19 protein-coding genes are annotated in these 21,072 nt (G+C 64.4%); 13 read left to right on the top strand and 6 right to left on the bottom strand.

Annotated features, from left to right (window positions below):
• Positions 1 to 54: 54 nt before the first annotated feature.
• The 4 genes from AC1RRT_RS08205 to AC1RRT_RS08190 all read left to right on the top strand — a co-directional run bounded on the left by AC1RRT_RS08205 (position 55) and on the right by AC1RRT_RS08190 (position 3,940).
• A complete protein-coding gene (locus AC1RRT_RS08205) occupies positions 55 to 693 on the top strand; it encodes a DUF938 domain-containing protein (protein WP_493013291.1) in 639 nt (212 codons plus the stop codon).
• A 13-nt stretch (positions 694 to 706) separates the two neighbouring features.
• The gene (locus tag AC1RRT_RS08200; RefSeq protein ID WP_493013290.1) at positions 707 to 1,783 is read left to right on the top strand and encodes a metal-dependent hydrolase; all 1,077 of its coding nucleotides are present in this window, start codon (positions 707 to 709) and stop codon (positions 1,781 to 1,783) included.
• A 278-nt stretch (positions 1,784 to 2,061) separates the two neighbouring features.
• Positions 2,062 to 2,385, top strand: a complete 324-nt coding sequence (locus tag AC1RRT_RS08195) for a hypothetical protein (RefSeq protein WP_493013289.1) — start codon at positions 2,062 to 2,064, stop codon at positions 2,383 to 2,385.
• Positions 2,386 to 2,602: 217 nt separating this feature from the next.
• On the top strand, positions 2,603 to 3,940 hold the full coding sequence (locus AC1RRT_RS08190; RefSeq protein ID WP_493013288.1) for a hemolysin family protein: 1,338 nt from the start codon (positions 2,603 to 2,605) through the stop codon (positions 3,938 to 3,940).
• 579 nt (positions 3,941 to 4,519) lie between these two features.
• On the opposite strand, the gene AC1RRT_RS08185 is transcribed toward AC1RRT_RS08190, so the two are convergent.
• The 3 genes from AC1RRT_RS08185 to AC1RRT_RS08175 all read right to left on the bottom strand — a co-directional run bounded on the left by AC1RRT_RS08185 (position 4,520) and on the right by AC1RRT_RS08175 (position 7,194).
• Complete coding sequence (locus AC1RRT_RS08185) at positions 4,520 to 5,722, bottom strand: EAL domain-containing response regulator (RefSeq protein ID WP_493013287.1); 1,203 nt, start codon at positions 5,720 to 5,722, stop codon at positions 4,520 to 4,522.
• Between the two features lie 112 nt (positions 5,723 to 5,834).
• Positions 5,835 to 6,569, bottom strand: a complete 735-nt coding sequence (locus AC1RRT_RS08180) for a phosphatase PAP2 family protein (protein WP_493013286.1) — start codon at positions 6,567 to 6,569, stop codon at positions 5,835 to 5,837.
• A gap of 7 nt (positions 6,570 to 6,576) precedes the next feature.
• Entirely contained in the window at positions 6,577 to 7,194 is a 618-nt protein-coding gene (locus AC1RRT_RS08175) for a peroxidase-related enzyme (RefSeq protein WP_493013285.1), read from the bottom strand.
• A gap of 171 nt (positions 7,195 to 7,365) precedes the next feature.
• Between AC1RRT_RS08175 and AC1RRT_RS08170 the strand changes: the two genes are divergently transcribed.
• A complete protein-coding gene (locus AC1RRT_RS08170; RefSeq protein ID WP_493013284.1) occupies positions 7,366 to 9,570 on the top strand; it encodes a methyl-accepting chemotaxis protein in 2,205 nt (734 codons plus the stop codon).
• 142 nt (positions 9,571 to 9,712) lie between these two features.
• On the opposite strand, the gene aroC is transcribed toward AC1RRT_RS08170, so the two are convergent.
• Together aroC and fabI are read right to left on the bottom strand one after the other, a co-directional pair.
• On the bottom strand, positions 9,713 to 10,822 hold the full coding sequence (gene aroC / locus AC1RRT_RS08165) for a chorismate synthase (protein ID WP_493013283.1): 1,110 nt from the start codon (positions 10,820 to 10,822) through the stop codon (positions 9,713 to 9,715).
• Between the two features lie 9 nt (positions 10,823 to 10,831).
• Entirely contained in the window at positions 10,832 to 11,671 is an 840-nt protein-coding gene (fabI, locus tag AC1RRT_RS08160) for an enoyl-ACP reductase FabI (protein ID WP_493013282.1), read from the bottom strand.
• Positions 11,672 to 11,940: 269 nt separating this feature from the next.
• On the opposite strand from fabI, the gene AC1RRT_RS08155 reads away from it, so the two are divergent.
• Positions 11,941 to 12,735, top strand: coding sequence for an FTR1 family iron permease (locus tag AC1RRT_RS08155; RefSeq protein ID WP_493013281.1), 795 nt, complete (start codon positions 11,941 to 11,943; stop codon positions 12,733 to 12,735).
• A gap of 54 nt (positions 12,736 to 12,789) precedes the next feature.
• On the opposite strand, the gene AC1RRT_RS08150 is transcribed toward AC1RRT_RS08155, so the two are convergent.
• Positions 12,790 to 13,080 (bottom strand): SCP2 sterol-binding domain-containing protein, encoded by a 291-nt coding sequence (locus AC1RRT_RS08150; protein ID WP_492979256.1) that lies wholly within the window; start codon positions 13,078 to 13,080, stop codon positions 12,790 to 12,792.
• 179 nt (positions 13,081 to 13,259) lie between these two features.
• Between AC1RRT_RS08150 and AC1RRT_RS08145 the strand changes: the two genes are divergently transcribed.
• From AC1RRT_RS08145 to AC1RRT_RS08115, 7 genes are read left to right on the top strand one after another with little or no spacing between them, the layout of a single operon-like run.
• Positions 13,260 to 14,135, top strand: a complete 876-nt coding sequence (locus tag AC1RRT_RS08145) for an SDR family oxidoreductase (protein ID WP_493013280.1) — start codon at positions 13,260 to 13,262, stop codon at positions 14,133 to 14,135.
• A gap of 2 nt (positions 14,136 to 14,137) precedes the next feature.
• Positions 14,138 to 15,757 carry an acyl-CoA carboxylase subunit beta gene (locus tag AC1RRT_RS08140; RefSeq protein ID WP_493013279.1) on the top strand — a complete coding sequence of 540 codons (1,620 nt, stop codon included), beginning with the start codon at positions 14,138 to 14,140 and terminating at the stop codon, positions 15,755 to 15,757.
• Positions 15,758 to 15,769: 12 nt separating this feature from the next.
• Complete coding sequence (locus AC1RRT_RS08135) at positions 15,770 to 16,927, top strand: acyl-CoA dehydrogenase family protein (RefSeq protein ID WP_493013278.1); 1,158 nt, start codon at positions 15,770 to 15,772, stop codon at positions 16,925 to 16,927.
• 16 nt (positions 16,928 to 16,943) lie between these two features.
• Entirely contained in the window at positions 16,944 to 18,890 is a 1,947-nt protein-coding gene (locus AC1RRT_RS08130; RefSeq protein ID WP_493013277.1) for an acetyl/propionyl/methylcrotonyl-CoA carboxylase subunit alpha, read from the top strand.
• Between the two features lie 18 nt (positions 18,891 to 18,908).
• The gene (locus AC1RRT_RS08125; protein ID WP_493013276.1) at positions 18,909 to 19,448 is read left to right on the top strand and encodes a GNAT family N-acetyltransferase; all 540 of its coding nucleotides are present in this window, start codon (positions 18,909 to 18,911) and stop codon (positions 19,446 to 19,448) included.
• Positions 19,449 to 19,450: 2 nt separating this feature from the next.
• A complete protein-coding gene (locus AC1RRT_RS08120) occupies positions 19,451 to 20,593 on the top strand; it encodes an acyl-CoA dehydrogenase family protein (protein WP_493013275.1) in 1,143 nt (380 codons plus the stop codon).
• 9 nt (positions 20,594 to 20,602) lie between these two features.
• Entirely contained in the window at positions 20,603 to 21,064 is a 462-nt protein-coding gene (locus AC1RRT_RS08115) for a hypothetical protein (RefSeq protein ID WP_493013274.1), read from the top strand.
• Positions 21,065 to 21,072: the final 8 nt, after the last annotated feature.

Below are 21,072 nucleotides of genomic sequence, written 5' to 3'. Positions count from 1 at the left end.
GGCGGGTTCGCCTGCCGGTTTCCTTTCATCCGGCTGCACCATACTGTGCCCGGCATGACTGGTTCTCCATCCTCCGAGCCTGACCCGCGGCGCCACGCGCCGGCGACCTTGCGCAACCGCGAGGCCATCCTGGCCGTGCTGCGCGATCTGCTGCCGAAGCAAGGCGTGTTGCTCGAGATCGCCAGCGGCAGCGGCGAGCATGCCGCCTGGATGGCGCCGCAACTCAAGCCGCTGCTCTGGCAGCCAAGCGATTACAGCGCCGAGGCGCTGCCCGGCATCGACGCCCATGCGCAAGACGCAATAGCGACGGGGGGCGCAGCCAACATTCGCCCGGCCCTGCATCTGGATGTGACACGGCACCCCTGGCCGCTCACCGCCTGCGATGCGCTGCTCTGCTGCAACATGATCCATATCGCGCCCTGGGCCGCAGCCGAGGCGCTGTTCGCGGGCGCGTCGCAGATCATGGCCAGCGGCGCGCCGTTGCTGCTTTACGGGCCCTTCCGCCGCGATGGCGCGCACACTGCGCCGTCCAACGCCGCCTTCGATGACGACCTGAAGCGGCGTGATCCGCGCTGGGGCGTGCGCTGCCTGGACACCGAGGTGCAGCCGCTGGCACAGCGCAGCGGCTTCCACCTCGACCGCATCGTCGATATGCCGGCCAACAACCTCACCGTCGTGTTCCGGAAATCCTGAATGGCCATGGCTCATGGATAGCGTCACGCAGCTTCTGTTTGGCGGCGTTGTCGCTGGTGCCGGTTTCCGCATGCGCCTGGGCCGTCGCGCGGTCGCTGCTGGCGGCCTGATCGGCACGCTGCCTGATCTGGACGTGCTGTCGAGCCTGTTCGGCCAGACGATGGTGACCGATGTCTGGCAGTATCATCGCGCCGTCAGCCATTCCTTTCCCGCCACGCTGGTCTATGGCGCCGCTATCGGCTGGATGATGTGGAAAGCGGAAACGCTGCGCCGCAAGGTGGCCGATATCAATACTGACAGCGGCCGTCGCCGCAGCTGGATGTGGCTGGGCGCGCTCAGCGCCGTCACGCATCCGCTGATCGACCTGTTCACCGCCTATGGCACGCAGCTGCTGGCCCCGTTCAGCACCGTGCGTTTCGCCGTCAACGCAATGCCGATCATCGATCCGCTGTACACGCTGCCGCTGCTGGCGGTGTTTCTGTTCAGCCTGATCACACGCGCGAAAGCGGTGACGGCGCAGCGCGCGGCCCAGCTCGCGCTGATCTATGTCGGGCTCTACACCACCATGGCCTGGGGCATCGGCCTGCATATGGAGCAGCGTGCCCGCGACGAGCTGCGCCTGCAGCAGCCGACGGCGGCGACGGCGCGCATCGATGCCTATCCGATGCTGCTGCAGCCCTGGTGGCGGCGCATCGTCGCTGATCTGCCCGACGAGATCTTGATCGGTTTTGCCTCGCCCTTCGCGGCGCAGCCGATCGGCTGGCAGCGTGTGCCGCGGCCGGATCGCAACGATGCGCTGGCCGCCGTGCAGGCGACGCGCGAGGCCACGGTCTTCCGCTGGTTTGCCGATGGCAGGCTGCATTGGCGTCTGACTGCCGATGCTGCCGCGGATAATCCTGGCGGCCTGGTGATCGAGGCGCGCGATTACCGCTATGGCATGCCGGGCGATAGCCTGCTCGGCTATTGGGGCCTGCGGTTTCGCACCGATGCGCAGAACCGGGTGCTGGGCGCGCCTGCCATGCTGTCGGAACGGCCGCCATTCAGCCGCGCCGCCCTGCAGCAGACGCTGGATGGTTTGCTTGGGCGCTGATCCGGCCCCAGTGATCAACCTGGCTTTGATCAGCAGGGTTGAATTCGCGCCGTTCCGACACCATATAGATAAGACGCCCGGAACCATCCGGGCGCCGGTGCGTTCTGATACGCCTGATTTCTGGACCTGATAAAGGCCTCGTGCCCACGGTCCTTCGCCTGTGGCTCTTGCCACTTCCCGCCCTGTCCACCGGACGCGGATCACAGCCGCCGCCGGTTCATCATGGCGATGATCGGTCTGGACAGTTTTTTTCATGCAGGTTTCTCAGGGAGCAGCCGATGTCGACCCGTCCCAGCAGTGAGGAGGCGCGCAATCGCGCCGAACAGCGTTTTCAGAAAATCTCCGAGCGCGAACGCGCCGCCGAGCAGGCGGTGAAGGAGCAGGAAAAGGAATACAAGGCGACCGCCGACAAGGTCGAGCGCCTGCGCGCCATGCGTCTGGCCAAGGAAGCGGCGCAGAGCGATGGCGAGCCGAGCGAGCTTGATCGCGAGGCCGAGGCCCAGGCGGAAGAGCAGCGCGCCGCCATCCTGGCGATCGGCAAGCCGCCAGCGCCGCCGAAGCCCAAGCGCGCATCGCGCAAGAAGGCCGTCGTCCAGCATTGACCATCGAACGGCGCGACGAATGCGCGCCGTTAACGTCGTCATGCGGCCCGGTTCTGTTCCTTCAGGGGCCTAGCCGGGCCGCGACACATCCCGTATATTGCCGGCGCTATGCCAGACCGACCTAGCGTGGGCGTCACGCCCCAAGCCGGCCGCTGCAGTCTCTGTGTTGCCGCCGCCGCTTTCATAAAATTCCCATATACCCGACAGCAGGGCGGTCATGTCGCTCGCGCTTGAACTGCTGCTGATCATTGCCCTGATCCTGCTGAACGGCCTGCTGGCCATGTCGGAGCTTGCCGTCGTCTCGGCGCGCAAGCCGCGCCTGGAGGCGATGGCGCGCAAGAAGAAGCGCGGCAGCCGCGGCGCGCGTATCGCGCTGACGCTGGCCGCCGAACCGGGTCGCTTCCTCTCTGCCGTGCAGACCGGCATCACGCTGGTCGGCATTCTCGCCGGCGCCTATTCCGGCGCGACGCTGGCCGAGCGGCTCTCGGTCTGGCTGGTCGAACGCTTCGGCATCGACATGGCGATCGCCAATCCGGCCGCATTCGGCGTGGTTGTCGGCGCCGTCACCTATCTGTCCCTGATCATCGGCGAGCTGGTGCCCAAGCAGCTCGCGCTGAAGAACCCCGAAGCCATCGCGGCAGCCGTATCGCCGCTGCTCAGCGCGGTGGCCACAATCTTCAGCCCCATCGTCTCACTGCTCGATGTGTCGTCGCAGATTTTGCTGCGCATCATCGGCGGCGGCCGCAGCAACACCGATGCGGTGACGGAAGAAGAGATCAAGCATCTGGTGGCGGAAGCCGAATCCGCCGGCACGGTGGAGCCGGCCGAGCGCCTGATGATCGCTGCGGTGATGAAGCTGGGCGATCGCACGGTGCGCAGCGTGATGACGCCGCGCCACGATCTCGACTGGCTCGATCTGTCCGAACCGCATGAGGAACTGCTGCTGCGCTTGCGCGAAACCACGCATCTGCTGCTGCCGGCGGCGCGCGGCTCGATCGACGAACCGCTGGGCAGCGTCAGCGTGAAGGATGTGTTGAACATCCTGCTCGATGGCGGTCGCGACGAGCTGGCGCGCCAGAGCATCAATTCGCTGGTGCGGCCGGTGCCGGCGCTGCATGAAAGCGCCGACCTGCTCGATGCGCTGTCGCTGCTGCAGAAGTCGCCAAGCGGCATGGCCTTCGTGGTCGATGAATTCGGCAGCCTGGAAGGCGTGGTCACCGCCAATGACATCCTTGAAAACATCGCCGGCAATTTCGCGCTCGGCGATGGCGAGGTTGCGCCCGGACTGGTCCAGCGTGCGGATGGATCATGGCTGCTCGACGGCCTGCTCGCGCGCGAGGACATGGCCGAACGGCTGAAGCTCAATCTGCCCGAGGAAGACGATCACCACACGGTGGCCGGATTCCTGCTGGCGCGGTTCGGGCGCCTGCCCGAGGCCGGCGACATGGTGGAATGGGAAGGCTGGCGCTTCGAGGTGATGGACATGGACGGCCGTCGCATCGACAAGGTGCTGGCCGTGCCGCCGCCGGCCGCCTCGGCTGCCCACGACTCTTAAGTCGACTCTTAAGTCGGCGCGCGCGTTTTTCTGCAATCCAAAGCGGGGCGGAACCGGGATTGTTCGACCGCGTTACCATCCGTAGCCGGAGGGCTGTCACCCATCCGGTGGATAAACCGCGGGCCAAGACACTATCGGCTCGATAACCCCGCCGTATACAGGACGCAGTCCTGGGCCGCCGGTCTGATCGATTTTGGGCAAAAAAAGGGGCCGCATCGAAATGCGGCCCAAGTCTAGGGAGGAAACGCCCGAGAAGGGCATGCAACAAACCGGAAGCTTGTTGCGTTGCAATATGTATCGCGGAGCCGGGTGCAGTGCAAGAGGAAAATGCGGCACAGAATGTCGCACCTTTGATTTCAATGGGTTGCACAACTTTGTGAGTCAGAATCTGTCTGTACACGACAGATTCTTAGCCGAGGCTTCATTGTGCAACAGCGAATAGTTTCAGACTGTTGCGCCTGGAACACAGGCAGTCTCATTTCTGGTCAGATTGTGAGCAGGTTACACTGGCCGCCCGAATCGGCGGCTGACCGGCCGGCACGGCCGATCACGAAGACTCAGCGCCCAGTCAGCGCCCAGTCAGCGGCTGAGCCAGCCGCCGATCCATTTCGGCAGGTCCTCGGGCAGCAGCGGCAGGGAGACAAAATAGCCCTGGCCGATATCGCAGCCCTCGGCGGCGGCGCAGTCCCAGTCACTCTGGGTCTCGATCCCCTCGGCCACCGTGATCATGCCCAGCTTCTTGGCCAGGCGGACGCTGGAGGACACGATGGCGCGCGCCGCGTTGTCTTCCGACGCCAGCGCCACGAACTGGCGGTCGATCTTCATTTCCTCGAACGGGAAACGCTGCAGCTGCTCCAGCGAGGAATAACCGGTGCCGAAATCGTCGATGGCGAGGTTGAAGCCCTTCAGCCGCAGGCGCGTCAGCACCTCGAGCGCGGCCGTCTGATCTTCAATCAGTCGGCTTTCGGTGACTTCCAGCATGATGTCGGCGGGCTGCAGTCCATTCTCGGCCGCCGCCGCCTCGATGCGCTGCGGCAGATCAAGTCTGGTGAGATTGGCCGTGGAAAGATTCACCGCCATCTGCAGGCGCAAGCCATCGGCGCGCCAACGGGCGGCGGCGCGCAGCGCCTGCGCGAGCACGCTGTAGAACAACGGCTCGGCGGCGGCGCCATTCTCGGCCAGCGGAATGAACTGCCCGGCGCCGATCATGCCGCGCTGCGGATGGCGCCAGCGCGCCAGAGATTCCACGCCAACCGGCTGGCGCGTATCCATGCGCACTTTCGGCTGCACGGCGATCTCGATCTGGCCCAGCCGGATCGCATCCAGCAGCTCTTCCTCGGTGAAGGGCGCGTCGGGGCGGCCGGGGATGCGCGCATCGCCTTCGCGCATGCGACTGAGCAGGGCGGTGATGCTGCCGCGCGTCAGCGGCTTTTCCAGCACGCCGAGAATGTTGAGGCGATGCGCGCGCGCCAGTGCCTCGGCGGTGCGCAGCACGCGGCTGGCCTCGCCGCTGAACAGCGCGATCTGGCCGGGGAAGCCGCGATCGGCCAGATGCCGCAGCACCTCAATGCCATCCATCACCGGCATGTTGAGATCGAGCAGCACCAGGTCGCAATGGGTGCCGGCCTGGGTCATGACATCCAGGGCGTCCAGCGCCTCGGCGCCATGTTCGGCCAGCGCGATGCGGCTGATGCCGGCGGTACGCAGCATGGCCGAGGCCATGTCGCGCATCAGCTTCAGATCGTCGACCACCAGCACCTGCAGGCGGGTGACATCGAGCATCCGGGCGGAATCAGTGACGGAGTCGGGAGAGGACAAGCGGGCCTCGAATCAGGGTTGGCCCACTCTCGGCTTGCCGCAGGGGCAGGTCAAGCGGCGTTATGACGGGCCATTTTCAGGGCTGTCCAGTCGTCTCGCTCTCACCCGGCTTTTCGATTTCACCACGCCGCTGCAGCAGGCGCGCCAGCAGCCAGCAGAGCGCGGCCCAGGCGCTGCCGGCGATCCACCCACCGAGCACGTCGGTGGGCCAGTGCACGCCGAGATAGACGCGGCTTGCGCCCACCAGCACCGTGAGCGCGATGGCCATCCCGATCAGGAACAGTTGCTGCCGGCGCGAGATCACGCTGCGCGCCAGCAGGGCGGCCAGCGTGAGATAGGTGACGGCGGCCATCATGGCATGGCCGCTCGGGAAGCTTTCGGTATAGACACGCATGCCATGCGGCACGAGATCGGGGCGCGTGCGGTCAAAGCCGAATTTCAGCAGGCTCGACAGCAGCTGCCCACCACCCAGCGCCAGCGCCAGGAACAGGCCGGTGCGGTATTTGCGCAGCATGAGCAGCCACCAGAATGCCGTCAGCCCGATGAAGACCAGCGGCCCGGTGCTGCCGAATGCCGTCACGTCGCGCACCATCTCCTCGAACCATGGCGGCCCGAGCGGATCGGAGAGATCGGCCGGGTTGCGCAAGCTCAGCAGCAGCGCGCGGTCGATGGCATGGGTCTCGCCTTCCAGCATCTCGTCGGCCAGGGCGATGAAGCCGAGCACCATTGCCGCCGCCACACCAAAGACGGCCAGCAGCGGCAGCTCGGTGCGGCGGATCAGGGCGATGAAGGCGGCGAGGGCGCTTTGCATGTAACAGTCACCGGAAGGCGGCGTGATATTCGTCGTTGGGCTGCATCTCGATGGCGGCCGCCATGCGGTTGCTCATGTTGAAGAAGCTCGCGGTTGCCGCGATGTCCCAGATGTCCTTGTCGCTCCAGCCCGCCTTGCGCAGCGCCTCGCGGTCGGCCTCCACGATCTTGGCCGGCGTCTCGGTCAGCTTGGCGGCGAAATCCAGGGCCGCGCGGATCTTCGGCTTCAGGTCGGCGGCGCGGTAGTTCATCACCATCAGTTCGCCCAGCTTGGGATCGCCGGAAATCTGGCGCACGGCGGCGCCATGGGCGGTGAGGCAATAGAAACAGTGATTGATGCTGCTGACCACCACGGCGATCATCTCGCGCTCGAGCTTGGTCAGGCCGCTCTCACCCAGCATCAGCTCGTTGTACATCTCGGTGAAGCCGCGCAGCTTCTTCTGGTCGAAGCTGTAGCTGAGCAGCACGTTGGGCACGAAGCCGATCTTCTCGTCGCATTTGGCGAAATAGGCCTGGGTCGCCGGATCAAGCTTTTCGCGTGCCGGCACCGGAATCTTCAGCGCATGCGGCTTCGATGCGGCCTTCTTAGGCAAGGCTTTCCCGGATTTGTTTTTCTGTTTGCTCATGACGGCATCCTCTTGGCGTTTCTCACTGTATGCGCATACTGCGTTATTCTGCGCTGCCATCGATGCTTCCGCAAGCATGGCAACTTGTCCCAGCATGCCGAATCCTGTTCTGGAATCCACCTTGCCGAGTCAGACTGCGGCGATTAAGGCAGGCAAACCGGGAGAGAGCAGATGTGGCGTCGCTTATCCATCGGCTGGAAGATTACACTGCTGGTCTGCGGGATGGCCCTGGCCGCTGTCACGGCCGTCACGGCCACCAATGACTGGTTCGTGCAGCGCCTGTTCGGCGAGACGGAGCAGAGCGCGCTGGAACAGCTTCAGGGCCGCATGGATGCCGAGATCGCGCAGAATGCAATGCGGGCGCAAACACTGGCCGCGCTGGTGGTTAGCAACGCGGAGGTCGTCCGCCTGATGGCGGAGAAAGACAAAGATGGGCTGCGCAAGCATTTCGAAGATGGCTTTGGCGCGTTGCGGCAGGGATACGGCATTGAGCAGTTCCACTTCCATGCGCCCGAAGGCGTCTCCTTCTATCGCGTGCATGCTCCGCAGCAATCGGGTGATGCGACCGCCAACCGCCGCCTGATCGCGCAGGCGTTGCGCGAGGGTAGGGCCGGCGCCGGCATCGAACAGGCGGCGACAGGGCTGAGCATCCGCGGGGCCGTGCCGGTGCAGGCCGGGCAGAAAATCGTCGGTGCGCTGGAATTCGGCGTTACCTTCGGTGCGCCGTTTTTCCAGGCCTTCACCAGGGCGACCGGCGCGCCGGCAGCACTCTATGTCCAGCGCGACGGCCGTTTCACCGCCTTCGGTTCGTCGCTGCCCGACAACTACATGCCTAGTGACGCGGTGCTGCAGCGCGGGCTGAGCAGCCCAGAGCGCTTGCCCGATGTGGAGCTGAGCGGCGTGGGTTACGCCTTGCGCATGGCGCCGATGCAGGATTTCAGCGGCACCGTTGTCGGCGTCAGCCTACTGGCTTACGAGCTGACCACGCTGCAGCGGGCGCTCAATAGTCAGCGCTGGGTCGAGCTGGGCATCGGCATCGTGATCCTGCTGCTGTTCGGCTTGCTCAGCATGCTGTTGCGACGCGCCATCGCAATCCCGGTGGCGGGACTGGCCGGCGTGGTGCGGTGCCTGACAGCAGGAGAACTGGAGATTCAGATCGCGGATCGCGAGCGCGAGGACGAGATCGGCCGGTTGGCGAATGCGCTGGAGGTGTTCAAGCAGCAGGCCATGGAGAAACGGATGCTGGAGCAGCAGCAGCGCGATGAACGCAAGCGCCATGAGGAAGAGCGCGCGGCACAGGAAGCTCTGCTCGACCGTGCCGTGGGACAGGTGGTGGAAGCGGCGGCGGCCGGAGATCTGAGTCGGCGTATCGACGCGGCCGCCCTGGATGGCGTGATGCGCACGTTGGGTGAAGGGGTCAACCGGCTGGTATCGGTGGTGGATGGCGCGCTGGGTGAGGTTGGCAGCGTGATGCATCACATGTCGGATGGCGACCTGACCCATACGGTCGAGGGGGACTATAAGGGTGTTTTCGGTACGCTTAAGGATGCAGTCAATCGCACCGGCGCGGAACTGACGGCGACGATGCGCCAGATCGCCGACAGCGCGCGCACGGTTTCCAGCGCATCGGAAGAGATATCGGAGGGCAGCAAGGATCTGGCCAAGCGCACCGAATCCCAGGCCGCGAGCCTGGAGGAGACGGCCGCCTCAATGCATCAGCTCACCACCACGGTGAAACAGAATTCGGACAGCGCCCAGGCGGCCAGCCAGCTATCCGCCGGTGCATCGCAGGCCGCTGACCAGGGCAGCCATATCGTCGAGCAGGCAGTGGCGGCAACCCAGCGGATCGAGGAGAGCGCCCGCAAGATCAACGATATCGTCGGCCTGATTGACGAGATCGCCTTCCAGACCAACCTGCTGGCGCTCAACGCATCGGTGGAGGCAGCCCGGGCCGGCGAGGCCGGAAAAGGCTTCTCCATCGTGGCACAGGAGGTGCGTGCGCTGGCGCAGCGTTCGGCCAACGCATCGAAGGACATCAAGGCGCTGATCGGGCTGTCCAATACCCAGGTGAAAAGCGGCGCCGACCTGGTGCAGCAAACCGGCACGGCGCTGGCCGAGATTGTGACGGCCGTGAAGAAGGTCTCCGCCATCGTGGCCGAGATCGCCGGGGCCAGCCGCGAGCAGTCAACCGGGCTGGAGCAGATCAATACCGCGGTGGCGACGATGGATGAGATGACGCAGCGCAACGGTGCGCTGGTGGAGGAAACATCGGCGGCGGCGGAATCTCTGGCCGGTCAGGCCCAGATGCTGTCACAGCTGGTCGGCCGCTTCAGGCTAACGGAACAAAAGCACCGGCCCCGGGTTGAGGCGGCGTAACAGCTTCTTCTCGGGAGAGTGCCATGCATGCCCAGATGATGATCCAGACCCATCCGCAGGTCGATAATGACGTGGATGGCCGGAACCAGTCCGGCCATGACAATCTTCGATATTGCTGGAAAGCAGCAAACGAAAGCGTTGTCTAGCGCTTGTCGAAGCCGTCCTTGAAGCCACCGACCTGGCCGCGATGGCGCAGCAGGTGGTCGGCCAGCGTGAGCGCCAGCATGGCTTCGCCAACCGGCACGGCACGGATGCCGACACAAGGGTCATGGCGGCCCTTGGTGGCGATCTCGGTCTCGGTGCCAAAGCGATCCACCGTGGCGCGCGGGCTGAGGATGGATGAGGTCGGCTTCACGGCGAAGCGCACCACGATCTCCTGGCCGGTCGAGATGCCGCCGAGGATGCCGCCGGCCTGGTTCGACTGGAACTCCGCCTTGCCATCCTTCAGCCGCATCTCGTCGGCATTGGCCTCGCCCGAGAGTGCGGCGGCGGCGAAGCCCGCGCCGATTTCCACGCCCTTTACGGCGTTGATGCTCATCATGTTGGCGGCGAGATCGGCATCCAGCTTGCCGTAGATCGGCTCGCCCAGGCCCGCGGGAATGCCGCTGGCGCGCAGTTCCACAACGGCGCCAACGGATGAGCCCGCCTTGCGAATCTCATCGAGATAATCTTCCCACTCCAGCGCCACTTTCGGATCAGGGCACCAGAAGGGATTCTGCGTCACGCTGTCCCAGCTCCAGGTCGAGCCGTCGATCTTCTTCTCGCCGATCTGCACCAGCGCGCCGCGGATCTGCACCTGCGGGCCGATCAGCGTCTTCAGCACCTGGCGCGCCACCGCGCCGGCGGCTACGCGGGCAGCCGTCTCGCGCGCCGAGCTGCGCCCGCCGCCGCGATAGTCGCGGATGCCGTATTTGCTCCAGTAGGTGTAGTCGGCGTGGCCGGGACGGAATTTGTCCATGATCTCGCCGTAGTCCTTGCTGCGCTGGTCGACATTGTCGATGAACAGCATGATCGGCGTACCGGTGGTCTGACCTTCAAATGTCCCGGACAGAATCTTCACGGCATCCGGTTCGCGGCGCTGGGTGACGAAGCGCGACGTGCCCGGCTTGCGCTTGTCCATCCAGTCCTGGATATCGGCTTCGGTCAGCGCGATGCGCGGCGGCGCGCCGTCGATGACACAGCCCAGCGCCGGCCCGTGGCTTTCGCCCCAGGTGGTGACGCGGAAGAGCCGGCCGAAGCTGTTATCGGACATGGGGCCTGCTTACGCGTCTTTCTTGAGCGACAGCAGCAGTTCGGCGACCTGCGCCGCCTGATCCACCGCCACCATGCCGACGCTGTGATAGCCGCTGTCGACGTGATGGGTCTCGCCTGTCACGCCGGAGCCGAGATCGCTCAGCAGATACAGGCCGGCGCCGCCGACCTGTTCGATGGTGACGTTGCGGCGCAGCGGCGCGTTCAGCTCGTTCCAGCGCAGGATGGCGCGGAAATCGCCGATGCCGCTGGCGGCCAGCGTCTTGATCGGACCGGCCGAGATGGCGTTGACGCGGATGTTCTTGCGGCCGAGATCGGCGGCGAGATAGCGCACGCTGGCTTCCAGCGCCGCCTTGGCCACACCCATCACGTTGTAATGCGGCATGACGCGCTCGGCGCCGTAATAGGTCAGCGTGATCGCCGAACCGCCGTCAGTCATCAGCTTTTCTGCGCGCTGCATCACAGCGGTGAAGCTGTAGCAGCTGACATTCATGGTCAGCGCGAAGTTGTCGAAGCTGGTGTCGATGTAGCGGCCCTTCAGCTCGTTCTTGTCGGAGAAGCCGATGGCATGGACCAGGAAGTCCAGCTTGCCCCAGGCTTTTTCCAAGGCAGCGAAGGTGCTGTCGATCGAGGCGGGATTGGTGACGTCGCATTCCAGCACATGCTGGGCGCCGATGGTGGCGGCCAGCGGCTTCACGCGCTTCTCCAGGGCTTCGCCTTGATATGTGAACGCCAATTCTGCGCCCTGATTATGCAGCGCCATGGCGATGCCCCAGGCCAGCGAACGGTCGTTGGCGACGCCCATGATCAGGCCACGCTTGCCCTGCATGAGCGGTTGCGGATTGGACATGAATCCCCTCGGTAATCAGCTTTATTTGGGCCGGACGGCCGGGGCCGCCGTGAAAAAACAGGCAGCCGGGCACGCATTCTGGTCGGGGAGACTACCCCAGTTGAGTCGCTGCGCCAAGGCGGATAACCTGTTTTTAAACAAGGACTTGGGAGAAATTTGGGGGGCTTGGCGCAGAACGGGCGAAGAAGCCGTGCTTCCCATGGATAAAGGATGGGTTTTGCCCGTTTAACGATTATACTCCACGCGTTGCATTTTTCGCCGCCCCAGCCATGTTCAGCCTCGTTGCCCTCACATTCCTGATCGTCCTGCGCGAAGGGCTCGAAGCCCTGCTGGTGGTGGCCGCGCTGGCCGCCTTCCTGATCCGGGCCGGCGAAGCCCACCGCCTGCGCGCACTCGCCATGGGCGCCGGCCTGGCGCTGCTGGCCAGCCTGGGCGCAGCCTGGGTCTTCGAGGAAGTCTTCGCCAATGTCGACGATCTGACCGAAGCCATCATCATGCTCTGCGTCGCCGTGCTGCTGTTCCATGTCAGCGCCTGGCTTTGGCGCTTCCGCAACCTGCGGGTCTGGCAGCAGCATCTGGAACACAAGATGAGCAGTGCGCTGGCGGGCGACAGTTCGCTGATGCTGGGCGCGATCGCCTTCCTGTCGGTGTTCCGCGAGGGCGCGGAGACCATCCTGTTTCTCTATGCCGCCACCGATGATGAAGTGGGCGCGTTGCCGGCCGTGGTGATGGGCTGCTCACTGGCGTTGATTGCGCTGGCGATCTGCTACTGGGCGATGACGCGCCTGGCCATGAAGCTGCCGTTGCGGCCGCTCTTTGCCGTTACGTCGCTGTTCCTGTTCGTGCTGGGCCTGCGGTTTGTCGGCGAGGCAATCGACGAATTCCAGATCGCCGGCTGGCTGCCATCGGATCAGGTGCTGCTGCCGGACTGGCTGGTCAATCTCGGCGTCAATCCCAGCCTGCAGTCGCTGGGCCTGCAACTGCTGCTGATTCTGGCCGCAGGCGCCGTGCTGTGGCTGACGCCGTCAGGCGGCAAGCTCGGCGGCCCCGACAAGGCCGCATAATCAGATGCATCATGCCGCGCGTGATGCGCGGCATGACAATCTCTGGCTTGAAGCTCAGCCCAGGATGGACTGCAGCTTCATCGCCACGCCCATGCTGCCCTTGACCTTGAGCTTGCCCATCATGAAGGCGGTGGTGGGATCGAGATCGCCGCTCGACAGCGCGACGAAATTGTCCATCGAGATGGTGATGGTGCAATCGGCCTCGGCATCCTCGTTGCTGACGGTGCCAGCATTGCCGTCGACGAAAATCTGGCCGTCGTCGCCGAAATCGAACTTCACGGTCGCGTCGAGCGCGCCCGGCTTCACACGCTGGGTCATCTGCTGGGTGATTTGTTCGAGCGACATGGCCAAGGCTCCCGGTTGTATAGCGATAGTCGCAGGGCGGAATTGACGTAACGTCAGGCGCCATGCGGGTTTTTCGCACCCTATATTGACGCTTACGTTAGCGTCAAGTAGCGTCTCCTGATAACGAAAAACAGATGACGGTTTGCTTTCAAGGACCGCATCAGGGAGCGAAACATCCGATGCCGTATCAGTCGGTCTTCCGCGATGATTTGTTCGCCGGCCAGGTCATCCTGGTCACCGGCGGCGGGTCCGGCATTGGCCGCTGCACCGCCCATGAGTTGGCGCGTCTGGGCGCGACGCTGGTGCTGATCGGCCGCAAGATCGAAAAGCTGCAGGCCGTTTCCGAAGAGCTGCGTACGGACAATGGCGGTGACGTCAAGGTCGCCTGCTTCAGCTGTGATATCCGCGAGGAAGCCGCCGTCGCCGAGACGGTGAAACTGGCGCTGAAGCAGTTCGGTCGCATCGATGGCCTGGTCAACAATGCCGGCGGGCAGTTTCCCGCGCCGCTGGCCCAGACCTCGCAGAAGGGCTGGGACGCCGTGGTGCGCAACAACCTCACCGGCGGCTTCCTGATGGCGCGGGAATGCTACACGCAATGGATGGCCGATCACGGCGGCAGCATCGTGAATATCGTCGCTGATATGTGGATGGGCATGCCCAACATGGGCCATTCGGGTGCGGCGCGTGCCGGCATGGTCAATTTCACCGAGACGGCGGCCTGCGAATGGGGCATGAGCGGCGTGCGCGTCAATGCAGTGGCGCCAGGCTGGATCGCGTCCTCGGGCATGGACACCTATCCCGACTGGATGAAGCCGCTGATCCGCGACATGCGCAACCATGTGCCGCTGCAGCGTCTGGGCACCGAAGCCGAGGTCTCGGCCGCCATCGTCTATCTGTTGTCACCGGCGGCGAATTTCATCAGCGGCACGACCTTGCGTGTCGATGGCGCGGTGCCGAATGCGCGCCGGCATTATCCGCTCACCAAGCATGCGAAGTCGAAAGCGTTTGATGGCTTCCACCGCTCGGTGCAGCCCGACGTGCTGAAGGATAGCTAACGATGGCGCTGATCCGGTCGCAGATCGAGACGCAGTCCGACAGCTACCGGCAGAACCGCGTCGATATGCTGGCGCTGGTGGAAGGTTTCCGCGCGCTGGAACAGCGCGTGCGCGACACCTCGAATGCGCGGCGGCCAGTGTTCGAGAAGCGCGGCCAGATCACGCCGCGCGACCGCATCGCGCATCTGCTGGATCGTGGCAGCGCTTTTCTGGAAATCTCGACGCTTTGCGGTTTCCAGATGCATGACGATGACGGCGCCGAGAATATCATGGGCGGCGGCTTCATCGCCGGCATCGGCAGCATCAGTGGCATCCGCTGCATGATCACGGCGTCCGATTCCGGCATCAAGGGCGGCACCATCGCGCCGATGGGTTTGCGTAAATCCTTGCGCGCACAGGAGATGGCCTATCGCAACAAGCTGCCAGTGGTGAACCTGGTTGAGTCCGGCGGCGCCAACCTCAACTATCAGGCCGAGATCTTTGTTGATGGCGGGCGCGGCTTCGCCAACCAGGCGCGGCTCTCGGCGGTTGGCATTCCGCAAGTCACCGTGGTGCATGGCTCCAGCACGGCGGGTGGCGCCTATATCCCGGGCCTCAGTGATTACGTCGTGGTGGTGAAAGGCCGCGCCAAGATTTTCCTCGCCGGGCCGCCTTTGCTCAAATCCGCCACCGGCGAGATCGCCACCGACGAGGAGCTCGGCGGCGCCGAGATGCACACGACGGTGTCGGGCGTGGCCGAATTCATGGCTGAGGATGATGCCGACGGCCTGCGGATCGCGCGCGAGATCCTGGCCAGGCTGCCCTGGAACGAGCGCGGGCCGCAACTCCAGAAGAAAAGCTGGGCCACACCGCACTACGACATCGACGAACTCTGCGGCATCGTGCCGGTGGATTACCGCAAGCCCTATGACGTGCACGAGGTGATCGCGCGGCTGGTCGATGCCAGCGACTTCACCGATTTCAAGCAAGCTTACGGCAGTCACACGGTCTGCGGCCAGGCCAGCATCGAGGGCGAGGCGGTTGGCCTGATCGGCAATAACGGCCCCATCGACACCGAAGGTGCGGTGAAGGCCGCGCAGTTCATCCAGCTCTGCGACCAGGCCGATATGCCGATTGTCTTCCTGCAGAACACCACCGGCTACATGGTCGGCAAGGAGGCCGAACGCGGCGGCATCGTCAAGCATGGCTCCAAGATGATCCAGGCCGTGACCAATGCGCGCGTGCCCAAGCTGACCCTGCATATCGGCGCCAGCTTCGGCGCCGGCAATTACGGCATGTGCGGCCGCGCCTATGATCCGCGCTTCATCTTCGCCTGGCCCAACAACCGTATCGCCGTGATGGGGCCGGAACAGGCCGCCGGCGTGCTGGGCATCGTGGCCGAGGAAAAGTTCCGTCGCGCCGGCGTCGAGCCAGACATGGCCGCGCTGGAAAAGATGAAGGCGAGCGTCGTGAAAAAGATGGAAGCCGAGTCGACCGCCTATTACGCCACGGCGCGGCTCTGGGATGATGGCCTGATCGATCCGCGCGACAGCCGCCGCGTGCTGGCCATGTGTCTCGATATCTGCCGCATGGCCGATGCCCGCGAAACCAAGCCGAATGCCTTCGGCGTCGCCAGGATGTAAGGAGGATTCATCATGGAATTCACCCAGGAACATGAAGGCCTGCGCCGCAACCTGATCAAGTTCATCGACACGGAGATCAATCCGCATGTCGATGACTGGGAGCGCGATGGCATCTTCCCGGCCCACGATCTGTTCAAGAAAATGGGCAATCTCGGTTTCCTTGGTATCAACAAGCCCACGGAATACGGCGGCCTCGGCCTCGATTACTCTTACCAGATGGTGATGATCGAGGCGCTCGGTCATATCAACTGCGGCGGCGTGCCGATGGGTCTCGGCGTGCAGACCGACATGGGCACGCCGGCACTCGCCCGCTTCGGCTCGGATGAGCTGCGCAAGGAATTCCTTGTGCCCGCCATCGCCGGCGACCAGGTGGTCTGTCTCGGCGTGTCGGAAGTCGGCGCCGGTTCGGATGTCGCCGGCATCAAGACCACCGCCAAGAAGGACGGCGGCGATTACGTCATCAATGGTGGCAAGATGTGGACTACCAACGGCACACAGGCCGACTGGATGTGCCTGCTCGCCAATACCGGCGAAGGCCCCATCCATCAGAATAAGTCGCTGCTCTGCCTGCCGATGAAGACCAAGGGCGTGCAGATCGCGCGCAAGCTCGACAAGATGGGTATGCGCAGCTCGGATACGGCGCAGATCTATCTCGATGACGTACGCATCCCGCAGCGCTACCTGATCGGCCAGGAAGGCCAGGGCTTTGTCTATCAGATGCAGCAGTTCCAGGAAGAGCGCCTGTGGTGCGCCTTCTCCAGCCTGCTGGCGTTTGACCGCCATATCGACGAGACCATCGAATACACCCGCCAGCGCAAGGCTTTCGGGCAGTCGATCCTCGACAACCAGGTCGTGCATTTCCGCATGGCCGAACTGCGCACCGAGGTCGAACTGCTGCGCTCGATCAGCTATCGCGCCGCCGATCTCATGCTCAAGGGCGAAGATGTGACCATGCTGGCCTCGATGGCCAAGCTGAAGGCCGGACGCCTGGCGCGTGAGATCACCGATGCCTGCCTGCAGTATTTCGGCGGCATGGGTTTCATGAACGAGACGCCGATCAGCCGCGCCTATCGCGACAGCCGGCTGGCCTCCATCGGCGGGGGTGCCGACGAGGTGATGCTGGGGATCATCTCGAAATACATGGGCATCCTGCCCGGCAAGAAGAAGTAATGGGCAAGCGGAAATAGTGGCGGCTTTCGACACCATCCTGATCGCCAATCGCGGCGAGATCGCCTGCCGGGTGATCCGCTCGGCCCGCGCGCTCGGATACCGGACAGTGGCGGTCTATTCCGAGGCCGATGCCGGCGCGCTGCACACGCAGATGGCCGATATGGCGGTCTGCATCGGCCCGGCAGAGGCGAAGCAGAGCTACCTGAAGATCGAGGCGATCATCGCCGCCGTAAAACAGTCCGGCGCGCAGGCCGTGCATCCGGGCTATGGCTTCCTGTCGGAGAATGCGGATTTCGCCAAAGCATGCACAGAAGCCGGGCTGGCCTTCATCGGGCCACCGGCCTCTGCCATCGCCGCCATGGGCAACAAGGCCGCGGCCAAGCAGCGCATGATCGCAGCAAACGTTCCCTGCGTGCCGGGCTATCAGGGCGGCGACCAGTCGGATGCCACGCTGATTGCCGAGGCGAAGAAAATCGGCCTGCCGGTGATGGTGAAGGCGGCTGCCGGTGGCGGCGGGCGCGGCATGCGGCTGGTGCATGACGCGGTTGACCTGCCGCATGCGATCCAGACGGCGCGCACGGAAGCCGAGAATGCCTTCGGCTCCGGCGAGTTGATCCTGGAGAAGGCCGTGGTCGATGGCCGCCATATCGAGATCCAGGTCTTTGCCGATACCCAGGGCAACACCATCCATCTGGGCGAGCGCGATTGCAGTGTGCAGCGCCGACACCAGAAGGTGATCGAGGAAGCCCCGTCACCCGCAGTCAGCGACGCTTTGCGCGCGCAGATGGGTGCGGCTGCCGTGGCTGCGGCCAAGGCGATTGGCTATGTCGGTGCCGGCACGGTGGAATTCCTGCTCGATGCCGATGGCAGCAGTTTCTATTTCCTGGAAATGAACACGCGGCTGCAGGTCGAGCATCCGGTCACCGAGATGATCACCGGGCTGGATCTGGTGGCGCTGCAGATCGCGGTGGCGGCCGGCAAGCCGCTCCCGTTGACGCAGCAGGACGTAACGCTCAACGGCCATGCCATCGAGGTGCGGCTCTATGCCGAGGCGCCGCATCAGGGCTTCCTGCCGCAGGCCGGTGAGCTGCTGTTGTGGCGGCCCTGCGATGGCGTCCGCACCGATCACGGCCTGCATGGCGCCAGCCAGACCATTACGCCGTTTTATGATCCGATGATCGCCAAGATCATCGCGCATGGCGAAACCCGCGAGGAGGCCCGTCGCAAGCTGCTGGCCGCCCTGTCGCGCACAGTGGCGCTGGGGCTGGAAACCAATCGCCACTTCCTGACCGACCTGCTGGCGCATCCGGACTTTGCCGCCGGCCGCGCCACCACGCGGTTCATCCCGCAGCATTTCGCCACGATCACCGCACCGGTGCCGGACGATGCGCTGTTGCAGGCGGCGGCACTGCTGTGGTTCGAGCGCAGTGCCACGCAGACCGGCCATGATCCTGGTCGCGGATGGTCATCGACAGGCAGCGTCATCTGGCCGGTGCTGCTTGGCTTCGATGAACGAAAACGAAAGTGTCAGGTCGCCGTGCTGGGTGCGAATCACTACAATGTGGATGGCGCAACGCTGCAGGTGACGCAGCGCAGCATGAATAGCCTGTGCCTGCTGGTTGATGGCATGGAGCGCGAGATCGCCTTCGCCTTTGCGGCGGAGACGCTGTATATCAGCAGCAGCGCTCATCATCTGGCCTGTCGCGACCTCACCTGGGCGCCGCCGGCGGAGAATGAAGCGGCGGCCGAGCGCGAGCTGCGCGCGCCAATGAATGGCAAGATTGTCGCCGTTCTCGCCGCCGAGGGCGAGCGGGTGGCGAAGGGCCAGCGGCTGGTGGTGATGGAAGCGATGAAGATGCAGCACGAGATGGTGGCACGCATCGACGGCCTGGTGGAACGCCTGCCGGTGAAGGTGGGTGACCAGGTGGCGACGCGGCAGTTGCTGGCTGCCCTGACAGACTAGAGTGGGTGGAGTAACGCCATGAGCGAAACGATCAATGCCACGGTGCGGCCGCTGAAAGAATCGGATGCAGGCTCCTACCGCGCCTGCCTCGACCAGATCGCGCGCGAGCGCCTGTTCATCGCCTTCACCGAAGCGCCCTCGGAACGCGAAGCGCTGTTCTATATCAAGGCAATGATGCAGCGCGACCTGCCTTTCGTGGTCGCAGTCGATCCGCAGGATACGGTCGTGGGCTGGTGCAACATCCATGTCGCGCCGGATAATCCGCATCGCCCCGGCTTCAATCATGTCGGCGTACTGGGCATGGGTCTGATCGAGCGCTATCGCGGCAAGGGCCTGGGCACGCAGATGATGCAGGCCTGCTTCGACTGGTCCGGCCGTGTCGGCCTCGAGCGCATCGAGCTGCAGGTCTATGCCTCCAATACCGGCGCGGTGGCGCTCTATCGCAAGTTCGGCTTCGTCACCGAAGGCACGAAAATCCGCGCCCGCAAGCTGGACGGCCATTACGACGACATCATGATCATGGCGCGGCTGCGTCCGCCGTCTCCCGGCATGCGCTGATCATGCTGGCCGCTTCGCCCTATTACACGGCCGAGCATGAGGCCTTCCGCGACCAGCTACGACGCTTCGTGGCCAAGGAGATTGCGCCCTTCGTGGATCAGTGGGACGAGGCCGGCGAGTTTCCACGCGCGCTGTATAAGAAGGCGGCTGCTGTCGGCCTGCTGGGCCTGAATTTCCCGGAAGAATTCGGCGGTATCGCGGGCGACCGCTTCTACGCCGTCATTGCAGGGCAGGAACTGGCGCGTGCGGGGTCTGGCGGTGTCGCTGCCTCGCTGATGAGCCATACTATAGGCGCGCCGCCGGTTGCCAAGCTGGGGTCGGAGGCGCTGAAAGCCAAAGTGCTGCCGGGTGTGCTCAGCGGTGACAAGATTTCTGCGCTGGCCATCACTGAACCGTCCGGCGGCTCCGATGTCGCCAATCTGAAGACCATCGCGAAGCAGGACGGCAGCCATTACGTGGTGCGCGGTGAGAAGACCTTCATCACGTCGGGGATGCGCGCCGATTATTACACGGTGGCGGTGCGTACCGGCGGCCCGGGCATGGGCGGCATCTCGTTGCTGTTGATTGAGCGTGACACGCCCGGTTTCACCCGCACGCCGCTGAAAAAGATGGGCTGGTGGGCCTCGGATACCGCGACGCTCCATTTCGACGATTGCCGCGTGCCGGTCGAGAATCTGATCGGCCAGGAGAATGCCGGTTTCATGGGTGTGATGCTGAATTTCAACGACGAGCGGCTCGGGCTTTCGGCTTCGGCTATCGGCTTTGCCCGCGCCGCCTATGACGAGGCGCTGGACTATGCCCGGCAGCGCGAGGCCTTTGGCAAAAAACTGCTCGGCCATCAGGTGCTGCGGCATAAGCTGGTCGACATGGCGCAGCGCATCGAGGCGAGTCAGGCGTTTCTGGAGCGCATCGCCTGGGCGCTCGATCAGGGTGAGAGCCCGATTGCCGAATTATGCATGCTGAAGAATCAGGCGACTCAGACCATGGCCTTCTGCGCCTCGGAAGCCGTGCAGATTCTGGGCGGCGCTGGCTTCATGCGCGGCGCGAAATCCGAGCGCATCTACCGCGAAGTGAAGGTGAACGCCATCGGCGGTGGCACCGAAGAGATCATGAAAGACCTGGCGAGCCGGCAGCTGGGATGGTAGCTCGACTGCATGGATGATCTGCTGCTTGCCCGCGTCCTGCATGTCCTGGCCATCGTCACGTGGATCGGCGGCCTAGCCTTTGTGACGCTGGTGATCCTGCCGTCTGCCCGGCGGGCCGCGACCGCGGCGCAGGCGCTGGCGATGTTCGAGGCCGCCGAGGCGCCCTTCAGCCGTGTTGCGCGTTGGGCTGTGGTTGTTGCCGGCGCGAGTGGTTTCTGGCTGCTGGATGGCCTCGACCTCCGGCATCGCTTCACGGATCCGCGCTTCTGGTGGATGCATGCCATGACGGGGCTGTGGAGCATCTTCACGCTGGTGCTGTTCGTGCTTGAGCCACTCTGGCTGCATCGCGCCTTTCATCGCTGGGCACTGCTGCAGCCCCACCGCGCTTTTGCCTGGGCGCTGGCACTGCATCGCCTGCTGCTGCTGGCGGCAACAGCGACCATTGCCGGCGCCGTGATGGGCAGTCACTGAGCGCGGGT

This window comes from Ferrovibrio sp. GW821-FHT12B10 (assembly GCF_058807515.1).
This window is presented reverse-complemented; position numbering and strand designations above follow the sequence as displayed.